Origin of the sequence: Roseovarius sp. (assembly GCF_018066915.1) — a bacterium.
Lineage (GTDB): Bacteria > Pseudomonadota > Alphaproteobacteria > Rhodobacterales > Rhodobacteraceae > Roseovarius.
The window spans coordinates 1-11,645 of the sequence record NZ_JAGPVV010000361.1; the positions used below are offsets into that span (position 1 = coordinate 1).

General features: G+C 62.8%; 6 protein-coding genes. 3 read left to right on the forward strand and 3 right to left on the reverse strand.

The features are described 5' to 3' along the window. Window positions 1-180 precede the first annotated feature (180 nt). From KBT70_RS20365 to KBT70_RS20375, 3 genes are all read right to left on the reverse strand, one after another. A complete protein-coding gene (locus tag KBT70_RS20365) occupies window positions 181-1,614 on the reverse strand; it encodes an NAD(P)(+) transhydrogenase (Re/Si-specific) subunit beta (RefSeq protein WP_296638545.1) in 1,434 nt (477 codons plus the stop codon). Between the two features lie 13 nt (window positions 1,615-1,627). Then, on the reverse strand, window positions 1,628-3,202 hold the full coding sequence (locus KBT70_RS20370) for a Re/Si-specific NAD(P)(+) transhydrogenase subunit alpha (RefSeq protein WP_296638547.1): 1,575 nt from the start codon (window positions 3,200-3,202) through the stop codon (window positions 1,628-1,630). Window positions 3,203-3,329: 127 nt separating this feature from the next. Next, complete coding sequence (locus KBT70_RS20375) at window positions 3,330-3,779, reverse strand: isoprenylcysteine carboxylmethyltransferase family protein (protein ID WP_296638560.1); 450 nt, start codon at window positions 3,777-3,779, stop codon at window positions 3,330-3,332. Between the two features lie 91 nt (window positions 3,780-3,870). On the opposite strand from KBT70_RS20375, the gene KBT70_RS20380 reads away from it, so the two are divergent. The 3 genes from KBT70_RS20380 to KBT70_RS20390 all read left to right on the forward strand — a co-directional run. Next, window positions 3,871-4,623, forward strand: a complete 753-nt coding sequence (locus tag KBT70_RS20380) for an SDR family NAD(P)-dependent oxidoreductase (RefSeq protein WP_296638550.1) — start codon at window positions 3,871-3,873, stop codon at window positions 4,621-4,623. Window positions 4,624-4,820: 197 nt separating this feature from the next. Continuing rightward, window positions 4,821-7,073 (forward strand): Hint domain-containing protein, encoded by a 2,253-nt coding sequence (locus tag KBT70_RS20385; protein ID WP_296638554.1) that lies wholly within the window; start codon window positions 4,821-4,823, stop codon window positions 7,071-7,073. Window positions 7,074-7,408: 335 nt separating this feature from the next. After that, window positions 7,409-11,645, forward strand: a 4,237-nt coding sequence (locus KBT70_RS20390) for a calcium-binding protein (RefSeq protein WP_296638557.1), incomplete at its 3' end; no start/stop codon positions are given.

Below are 11,645 nucleotides of genomic sequence, written 5' to 3' on the forward strand. Positions count from 1 at the left end.
GCACATCTGGGGGATGGCGTTGATTGCTGCGGGGCTCTGTGCGGTCGACGGTCGTCCGGTGACAGGACTGCGCAGGGTCTTCATGCTATGCAAGCGGTCTGTCTGAGGGCGCGCTGGCGCACCAAAACCAGAGGGCGCAGCCTCTCGGCCGCGCCCTCTGCATTTTAACGCCCCATACGATCAGTCGATCTTGGGCAGAAGGCTCGAGATGCTGGTCTTGGCGTCGCCATAGAACATCCGCGTGTTGTCCTTGTAGAAGAGCGGGTTCTCGATCCCGGAATAGCCGGTGCCCTGACCGCGCTTGGAGACAAACACCTGCTTGGCCTTCCAGCATTCCAGCACCGGCATCCCGGCGATGGGGCTGTTGGGATCGTCCTGCGCCGCCGGGTTCACGATGTCGTTCGAACCGATGACGATGGCCACATCCGTGTCGGGGAAATCCTCGTTGATCTCGTCCATTTCCAGCACGATGTCATAAGGCACCTTGGCCTCGGCCAAGAGCACGTTCATATGCCCCGGCAGACGGCCTGCAACCGGATGGATGGCAAAGCGCACGTTCTTGCCCTTGGCCCGCAGCTTGGAGGTCAGTTCAGAAACCGCCCCCTGCGCCTGCGCCACCGCCATGCCGTAGCCGGGGATGATGATGATGCTGTCGGCCTCGTTCAGGGCTGCAGCCACGCCATCGACGTCAATCGCGATCTGCTCGCCCTCGACCGCCATCTGCTCGCCCGCCGGGCCACCAAAGCCGCCCAGAATGACCGAGATGAACGAGCGGTTCATCGCCTTGCACATGATGTAGCTCAGGATCGCACCGGAGGAACCGACCAAGGCCCCGACCACGATCAAGAGGTCATTACCAAGGCTGAAGCCAATCGCCGCGGCCGCCCAGCCCGAGTAGCTGTTGAGCATCGAGACCACCACGGGCATATCCGCGCCGCCGATCCCCATGATCAGGTGATAGCCGATGAAGAACGCAAGAAGCGTCATCACCACCAGCGTCCAGATGCCGGCATCGTTGAAATACATGATCCCCAGAACGACCGACAGGAACGCGGCCCCGGCGTTGAGCATATGCCCACCCGGCAGCTTCTTGGCGGCGGTATCGACCTTGCCCGCCAGCTTGCCAAAGGCGATGATCGAACCGGTAAAGGTCACGGCGCCGATAAAGACGCCCAGGAACACCTCGACCCGCAGGATCGCCACCTCAACACTGGTTTTCTTGGCCAGCACGGCGGCAAAGCCTTCAAGCCCCTTGCGCGCGGTGTCGTCCATCGCAAGCACACGACCCAGTTCGATATCGGCGTTAAAGCCCACAAAGACCGCCGCAAGCCCCACAAGGCTGTGCATCGCCGCCACAAGCTGCGGCATCTCGGTCATCTGCACCCGTGTGGCCACCACATAGCCAATCGCGCCACCGGCGGCGATCAACACCAGCGACAAGAGCCAGAGACCGGCACCGGGGCCAATGAGCGTGGCAACCACCGCCAGCGCCATACCGGCCATGCCATACCACACCGCGCGCTTGGCGCTTTCCTGCCCCGAGAGCCCGCCCAGCGAGAGAATGAAGAGGATGGCCGCCACCACATAGGCGGCCGTCGTGAAACCGTAATCCATGATCCTCTACTCCTTATGACTTCTGGAACATGGCGAGCATGCGCCGGGTGACGAGGAAGCCACCGAAAATATTGATCCCGGCCATAAAGACCGACAGTGCCGCCAGCAGGATGACAAGGAAAGATCCCGATCCGATCTGCATGAGCGCCCCCAGAATGATGATCGACGAGATCGCGTTGGTCACGGCCATCAGCGGCGTGTGCAGTGAATGCGACACGTTCCAGATCACCTGGAAGCCCACGAAAACGGCCAGCACAAAGACGATGAAATGCTGCATGAAGCTCGCGGGGGCCACCAGACCCACACCCAAGAGCAACGCAGCACCGACCACCAGAAGCGTGACCTGCTGCTTGGTCTGCGCCTTGAACGCCGCCATTTCTGCCGCGCGCTTCTGCTCTGCGGTCAGCTCCTTCGGCTTTTCCTTGGGCTTGGCCGCGGCAATCGCCGCAACCTTGGGCGGCGGCGGCGGGAAGGTGACAGCACCAGCATGGGCCACGGTCGCCCCCCGGATCACGTCATCCTCCATGTTGTGATTGACCTTGCCATCCTTTTCCGGCGTGAGGTCGGTCATCATGTGGCGGATGTTGGTGGCATAAAGCGTCGAGGATTGCGCCGCCATCCGGCTCGGGAAATCGGTATAGCCGATGATGGTCACGCCATTCTCGGTGACGATCTTTTCGTCCATCACCGTCAGCTTGCAGTTGCCGCCCTTTTCAGCGGCCAAATCCACGATGACAGAGCCGCGCTTCATCGCCTTGACCATATCCTCGGTCCAAAGCTCGGGCGCTTCGCGGTTGGGGATGAGCGCGGTGGTGATGACGATATCCATCTCCGGGGCCAGTTCGCGGAACTTGGCCAATTGCGCCTCGCGGAACTCCGGGCTGGAAACCGAGGCATAGCCGCCGGTGGCGGCCCCGTCCTGCTGCTCTTCCTTGAAATCGAGATAGACGAATTGCGCGCCCATGGATTCGACCTGCTCGGCCACTTCCGGCCGCACGTCAAAGGCATAGGTGATCGCGCCGAGGCTGGTCGACGTGCCGATAGCGGCCAGTCCCGCCACGCCCGCGCCAATGATCAGAACCTTGGCCGGGGGCACCTTGCCCGCCGCCGTGATCTGACCAGTAAAGAAGCGGCCGAAATTGTTGCCCGCCTCGATCACCGCGCGGTAGCCCGCGATATTCGCCATCGAGCTCAGAGCGTCCATCTTCTGCGCGCGGCTGATGCGCGGCACCATGTCCATGGCGATGACCGATGCGCCTTTTTCGGCCAGAAGTTTCATCTGCGCTTCGTTCTGCGCAGGCCAGAAGAAGGAGATCAGAAGCTGGCCTTCGGTCAGGCGCTTGGCCTCTGTCTCGCTGGGCGGGCGCACCTTGGCCACGATATCCACGGCCTTGTAGAGTGCGGCGGCGGTCTTGATCACCTCGACCCCGGCGGCCTCATAGGCCGCGTCCGAGAACCCGGCAGCAGCGCCGGCGCCGGCCTCGATGGCGCAGTCATAGCCCAGCTTTTGCAATTGAAGGGCCGAATCGGGCGTCATGGCGACCCGATTCTCACCCTCATGCACTTCCTTTGGCGTTCCGATCTTCAATGCTGTCTCCCCCTCTGGCAGATGACGTGTTCTGATGGCCCCGCAGCGCGGCATGCCGGTTTCCTTGTTCCGAAGGTCGTTATTTCACACTATTTCGTGAGTGACGAGATCAAGATTGTCGCGTTTTCTACAACCAACGTCTGGTTTTTTCACAGTATCGCGCAAAATCCATGCGGAATTTGCGCCGCATCCGGTCCTCTTCCGGGATAACAAAGCGTTTTTCAATCACCCAGACGAAGACGGGAATCAGCGGCAGCGCCAGAACCGCATCCCAACGCAGGATAAGCCCCGCGAGAATCAGGGTGTCCCCCAGATAGATGGGATTGCGCGAGCGCCGGAAAATGCCCGACTGGATCACCCGCTCCGGTGTCTCATGCGGCACGATGGTTGTCTTGTGGCGGCGAAATTCCAGGGCGGCCATCGCCACAAGCAAGATGCCGCCCCCGACCAGAAGCCCCCCCAAGAGATCGGCCCAGGTCTCGCCAAAGCTGAGGCCCATGCCATAGAGGCTGGATTGCAACCACGCGAGTGCAAGAAACCCCGCCAGCCAGACAGGCGGCATGTCGATCCACTTCATCTGGGCCATTTCAGCATGGGCCTGCGATCCCTCTGGCGGTTGTCTCTGGGACAAGAGCGCGTAGAGTAGCGCGAGTCAGGGCGGAGGCAAGATGACAATCGCGGGCAAACACGCATTGGTGACGGGCGGCGGCAGCGGCATTGGCCTCGCCATCGCCCGCGCGCTGGCAGAGGCGGGCGCAGAGGTGACAATCACCGGACGCCGCGCCGGGGTGCTGGATGCCGTGGCAGGAGCCGGGCTGCATCCGCTCGTGATGGATGTGAGCCAAGAGGCGCAGGTGGTTGCAGGCGTGGCCGAAGCGCAGGCCGCACGCGGCCCGGTGCAAATCTGCATCGCCAATGCCGGCATCGCCGAAGGGCGCGCCCTGCACAAGACCGACGCCGCCTTCTGGCGTCAGATCATGGCCACCAATCTTGATGGCGCGTTTTATACCTTGCGCGAATGTCTGGGCGGCATGCGCCAGACCGACTGGGGCCGGGTTATCGCCATCTCCTCGATTGCCGGGATCAAGGGGCTCAAAGGCGCGGCCGCCTATACCGCCTCCAAACACGGCATGATCGGCCTTATCCGCGCACTGAGCGAGGATTATCTTGGCACTGGCCTGACCTTCAACGCGATTTGTCCCGGATATGTGGACACTGACATCGTCAGCCGCAATGCCACCGCCATTTCGCAGCGCGCAGGCGTCTCAGAAGAGGCCGCGCGCGCCATGATGATCGAGGCCAACCGCCACAAACGCCTGATCGCCCCCGATGAGGTCGCCCAAGCCGTGCTTTGGCTCTGCGGTCCGGGCTCTTCCAGCATCAATGGCCAAACCATCGAGATTGCAGGCGGTCAGGTCTGATCCGCCGCCGCGCGGCCCCCTTGATTTCTTTATGGCGAAAATACTCCGGGGGGGGTGCGGGGGGCAGCGCCCCCTGCCCTACGCCGGACATGATTGACCCGGTTTTAGACACAATCGTCTAAAATTCTCCCGAATGCGCGCCCATTGCCGCCGCACCCGCTGTGTATCCAGTTTGGAAACAACAGGGTGCCGTAACTATGCCAACGACCTTTAATTGGATCTTTTTAGGGACCGAGACGGATTTTCTTGATCCGACCGAAGGCAACAGCAACGCCGAGAACGCCGCCCTCTTTGTAAACCGGACCTATGGCAGCGCGATTGATCCACTTTACCAGAATGTGACGCGCGTCACCACCATCGACAATGGTGGCGCCGCTGGCGCGCTGGATATGAACAACACCGCATCGAATGACCAATTCTCGACCGACATAGGCGGTGGCACGCAGACCTTTACCTTTGACGGGCTGTCCACCTTCAACGCAACGTTGACCTATACCGATGGCACGACGGCCTCATTCCTCGCGGTGCTGGTGCAGGACACAGCGGGCAATCTTTTTCTGGCACCCCCCCTCAACACGACGGCGGCGAATGCGGCAAATATCGCCGCCCTGACCGCACGCCCGATCGAATCGGTCACCCTAAACTCTGTCGGCACCTCGACCAATACCAACCTCGGTGCCGACCGCGCCGACATCGGCATTGACAATGGCATCGTAGAGGGGACCGGCGGCGCTGATCTGATCAACGGCGGGTTTACCGAGTCTGTCGCCAATGGCTCTGACCGGGTGGACAACAACGACGGCGTGGGCGGCGGCAACGACGATGTCATCCTCGCGGGCGGAGGCAATGACACCGTGCTCGCGGGCCTTGGCAACGACTCCGTCGAGGGCGGCACCGGCGCCGACAGCCTGAGTGGCGAGAGCGGCAATGACACGCTCTTGGGTCAGGGCGGCACTGACACACTGATCGGCGGCGCGGGCGATGACAGCCTCGAAGGCGGCGCGGGCAACGATGTGCTCTATGGCGATGGCGGCCCTGCCGACCGCTGGAGCTTTGAGGTCTATACCCGCGATTTCACCTCGGCCAACGGTCAGGCTTTCACCATCGAAAGCGGCACGCTGGCGGGCACGGGCACCTCTGCGGGCTTTGATGTCACAGGCCACGGCCAACAGGCCACGGGTCAGGCCGATCCCAACGATTACGGGATCATCTACAGCTCGAACCTCATCGCCTCGGCCGATGGTGTCTACCGCTTTGCCACCACCTCGGATGATGGCTCGACCATCCGCATTCTGGACAGCAACGGCGACCCGCTGACCTTCACCAACCAGAGCGGCAGCACCGGATCGTTTCTCGACAACGATTTCCATCAGGGTGCGACAACCCGGTGGGGTGAGGTCACGCTCGAGGCGGGGCAGAGCTATACCATCGAAGTGCGCTATTGGGAAAACCTCGGCGGCAACGTGCTCTCGGGCACCGTCACCCTGCCCGGCGGCGCGGTGCAGGACCTGGCCACAAGTGCGCTCATCGTGGGCAGCGATGCCATCGCGGGCAATGATTTCCTCGATGGCGGCGCGGGGGCCGACCTGCTCTTCGGCGAGGGCGGCAATGACTCGCTGATTGCGGGCGAGAATGACACGCTCTTTGGCGGCGATGGCGATGATCTCTTTGTCATCGAAACCCCAGCAGAGACCGGCACCGGCACGATCACCATTGTCGGCGGTGAAGGCGGCGAGACAAATGGCGACACGCTCTTCATGTCGCCCGAGGCGCGCAAGTCCGACATCACCTTTACCAACACCGATGATGCGGCGGGCGGTCTTTCGGGCAGCTTCACGCTCAGCGACGGGACGGTGGTCAATTTCTCGGAAATCGAGAACATTATCTGTTTCACCCCCGGCATCGGCATCCTGACCCCCCATGGCGAGCGTCCGGTGGACTCCTTGCGCGCGGGCGATCTGGTGATCACCCGCGATCATGGCCCGCAACCGATCCGCTGGATCGGGCGGCGCACCGTGCCGGGCATCGACCGCTTTGCCCCGGTGCGGGTGGCAGCCCATGTGCTCGACGGCGCGCGCGCGCCGCTTCTGGTCTCGCCGCAACACCGCTTTCTCTTCACCGGCTACAAGGCCGAGCTGCTCTTTGGCTGCGACGAGGTGCTGGTCGCAGCGCGCCATCTGGTCGACGGTCTGGCCGTCACCCAAGAGGAACAGGCCGCCGTGACCTATATCCACGTCATGTTCGACCAGCATGAAGTGATCTATGCCCAAGGGGCAGCCACCGAGAGCTTTCACGCAGGCGACATCGGCATATCGGCCATATCGGATCAATCGCGGGAAGAGATGTTCAGCATCTTCCCCGAGTTGCGCAGCAATCCCAATGCCTATGGTGCCACCGCGCGCCCCTGCCTCAAGCGGCACGAGGCACGACTTTTGCAACCCTGCGGATAAGCCCCCCTAAATTCAGCCGCGCACGGGCCGTTAAAATGCCTGAATCCAGCCCAAGTAACAGCACGCTGCGGCTTTAACACTATCCCAAAGGGTTTGCCTTATGATCGCCAAGACTGGTCTTGCCCGAGTGTTCTGTTACGCGGAAAGTAGGTTTTTATGTTTAAAATCAATGTAATTAAGAGACATACGTCTTTCGCCCGCGTGCATGTTCGCCGGGGGCGGCACGGGGTATCTGCGCCCCCTTTGGACCGTCCGCCACTCTAAGCGGACCGATCCGCCGCCGCGTGGCCCACCCAAGGCCCAATTAAACCCGAAAGACAACGAGTAGACCGACCATGGCCACGACATTTGATCTCTTCCGTCTTGGGACCGCCCCGCAAATCGACACGGTCGAGGGCAATCTCACCTCCGAGAATCATACCGCGCTAAACGGGCTTGTGTTCGGCAGCACCGCCAATCCTTTGGCGGGGAATGTTGCGTCGCTCTCACCCGATGTCGACCTGTTGTTATTTCCCGACTACCGCGGCGGGGCCACGTCCAACGCCTACGATTCCAACAACTTTGCGAGCAACGAAGAATTCGTGATCAGCGGCGTGCGTTATACGCATGACGCCACGATGATCTACACCGGTACGGTGATCACCTATACCGATGGCACAACGGCGACCGTCGATGCGATCGTCATGCAGGACACCGCCGGCAACCTTTACCTGCTGCCGCCGCCCTCCGGTCCCACCGCCTATTCCCTGGCACTCGAGGCCAAACCGATCCTCTCGGTCACTTTGGGCACCGCCGCGCCGACCAACGGCACCGATGTCTATGCCATGACAGCGGACCGCTACGACCTCACGTTCTCGGATTACGTGGTCGAGGGCACAACCGGCAACGACCTGATCGACACGGCCTATCTCGGCGACCCCGAGGGCGACCGGATCGACGACACGGACAATCTTGCCGGAACCAACGATGATCTGGTCACGGCCGGTGCCGGCAATGACACTGTGCGCGCAGGCGCTGGCAACGATACCGTGTTCGGCGACGACGGCAACGATTCACTCGATGGTGGCGCGGGCAACGATGCGCTCGACGGCGGCAATGGCAACGACACGCTGACCGGCGGTGCCGGGGCGGATACGTTCTCCGGCGGCAGCGGGCTCGACATCCTGAATTACGCCACCTCTGGCGCAGCGGTGAATATTGACCTCACCGCCAACACCCTCTCCGGCGGGGATGCCACGGGGGATGTGATCACCAGCGGCGTGGACGGCATCATCGGCTCGGCCTTCAACGACACGCTTGTGGGCTATGACGGTATTTTCGACGGCGGCACCACCACCAACGTGATCGACGGCGGCGCGGGCAACGATTTCATCAGCGGACTCGACGGCGGTGACTCGCTGCTGGGCGGCAGCGGCAATGACACGATCCTTGGCGGCGGCGGCAACGACACGATCTTTTACGGCTCCGGCAATGATGTGGTCGAGGGCGGCACCGGCAACGATTTCATCGACGACGCCGGGGGGGCTGATTCGACCGCCGATGCCAGCACCGTGTCAGGCGGCGACGGCAATGACACGATCTTTGGCTCTTCTGCGGGCGATACCCTCAGCGGCGACGCGGGCAACGACTCCATCGGCGGCGAGAGCGGCAATGACCTGATCGACGGCGGCGCAGGGGCCGATACCATCCTTGGCGGCGCAGGCAATGACACGATCCTCACCTCGGGCGGCAATGACAGCATCCAGGGCGGCAATGACGCCGACCTGATCCGCGCCACGGCCACCGACCCCAGCGGCGTTTACAACTTCAACGTCGATGGCGGCTCTGGCGGCGTGGACAACGACACGCTCGACCTCTCGGCGCTGATCGCGGATGGCTGGACCATCAGCAGCATGACCCAAAACCCCGAGAGCAATGGCGCTCCGGGGTTCAGCGGCCAGATCTCTCTCAGTCGCGGGGCCCAATCCGCCAACATCAACTACACCGACATCGAGCGGTTCATCCTCTCCGATCTGATCGTCGAGGGCACCGCCGGTAATGACCTGATCAACACCGCCTACACCGGTGATCCCGAAGGCGATCGGGTGGATAATCTCGACGGGGCCAACGGCACGAATGACGACGAAATCGTTGCGGGCGCAGGCAGTGACACAGTGCTCGCCGGGGCCGGAAATGACACGGTGCTGGGCGAGGATGGGGCCGATCTGATCCTTGGCGGGGCAGGCAACGACTCGATCCTTGGCGGGGCGAGCAATGACACCGTTGCTGGCGGCACGGGCGCCGATACGATGGACGGCGGCACCGGCACCAACACGCTGGATTACTCGGGCTCGAACGGCTCTTTCACCGTCAATCTCGAAACCAATACGGCCTTCGGGTCGGATGCCGATGGCGATGTCATCAGCAATTTCCAGAATGTCACCGGCTCGAATTTCGGCGACACAATCACGCTCTCCTCCACCGGTGGCACCATCCTTGCCGGGGGCGGCAATGACGGGCTGGCGGGCGGCACGGGCAACGATACCATCTTTGGTCAGGACGGGGCCGATACCATTCTCGGCGGCGCGGGCAATGACGTGCTCGACGGCGACGATGCCGCCCTGACCGGTGGGGCCGACCTGATCCGCGGCGGCGACGGCAATGACCAGATCATCGGCGATGTGGGCAACGACTCGCTCTTTGGCGATGCGGGCAATGACACGCTCTTTGCCGGGGCTGACAATGACCTGCTCTCGGGCGGCACCGGGGCCGATCAGATGTTCGGCGAAGGCGGCGACGATACCTTTGTCGTTGAGAACGGGTTCGGCAATGACACCATCGTCGGCGGCGAGACCGGCGAGACATTCGGCGATACGCTCGACCTCTCTGCCGTGACCGGCCCGACCACCCTCGATCTGACCGCCGACAACGCCGAAACCGGCAGCGTGAGCGATGGCACCAGCACCGCGACATTCACAGAAATCGAAACCATCATTCTGGGCAGCGGCACCGACACGCTGCGCCTCGCCGATGGCTCCGGTCAGGATGCGGTCAGCGGCTTCGCCGCCCCCACCGACAATGGCGATGGCACCTATGCCAGCGGCGATCTTCTGGATGTCTCGGGGCTGACCTCGGATGGCACGACGCGCGTCACCACGGCGGACGTGACCATCAGCGACACCAATGGCGATGGCACCGGCGATGCGGTCCTGACCTTCCCCGGCGGCGAGAGCCTGACACTTTGGGGCGTGTCACCGGCGCAAATCTCCAGCCCTGCCGCCCTTGTGGCCATGGGCATCCCCGATGGGCGCGATTTCGTGGTCGAAGGCATGGCAGGGGCCGATCTTATCAACCTGGGTTACACCGGCGACCCCGACGGCGACCGGGTGGATGCGAACGACGCCGCCAACGGCTCTCAGGATGATGTGATCGACGCGGGCGCGGGCAATGACAGCATCGACGCGGGCCTTGGCAATGACCTGATTTTCGCAGGCGCGGGCGATGACGAGATTTTCCTCGACGGCAGCCTGCAAAACGACACCATCATCGGCGGCGAGACCGAAGAGACCGTCAGCGAAGGCGACCGGATCAACTTTTCCGCCATTTCCGACGGGCTGCTGATCAACTTTACCGCCGAGGGCACCGGCACCATCACCGATGGCGTCTCGACCACCCAATTCTCGGAAATCGAACGCTTCCAGATGGGCACCGGCGCCGATACCGTCATCGGCTCGGACGGGGTCGAGGAAATCATCGGCAATTACGGCAATGACAGCATCCTTGCGGGCGGCGGCGACGACACGATCTTTTCCGGCTTTGACAGCGACTATGTCGATGGCGGCGACGGCAACGATTCGATCCTCTCCTCCTCTGGCGCGGATACGGTCGTGGGCGGCGCAGGCAACGACCAGATCGACCTTGGGCCGGGCGACAACCAGACCGATCTTCTCATCCTCGCCGCCGGGTCCGGCGATGATGTGGTCTCGAGCTTCGAGACCCCCACCAACAATAGCGATGGCACCTTTACCGGGCGCGATCAGTTCGATGTAACCGGCCTCAGTGACGCGAGCGGCAACCCGGTCACGACCGAAGATGTCGTGGTGTCGCAGGATGCGGTCGGCAATGCCGTCCTCACCTTCCCCGGCGGCGAGAGCGTGACGCTCGTCGGCGTGCCGATCACGGCGGTGCAGAGCACCGCGCAACTGGTCGCCATGGGCATCCCCGCCTTCAAGGGCGATTTCGTGGTCGAAGGCACGACCGGCGCTGACCTCATTGATGGCAGCTACACCGGCGACCCAGAGGGCGACCGGATCGACAACAACGACGCGGCAGACGGCGGCAACGATGACCTCGTCTTTGCTGGGGCGGGCGACGATACCGTTCTGGGCGGTGCAGGTGCCGATGAAATCCACGGCGAGGATGGCAACGACAGCCTCGACGGCGGCGCGGGCGACGACACGCTCCTTGGCGCGGCAGGCGACGACACGCTCGCGGGTGGCGACGGCAACGACAGCATGGAGGGCTTTATCGGCTCGGACAGCCTGTCGGGCGGCGCAGGTGACGACTATCTCGACGGCGGCACAGAGGCCGACA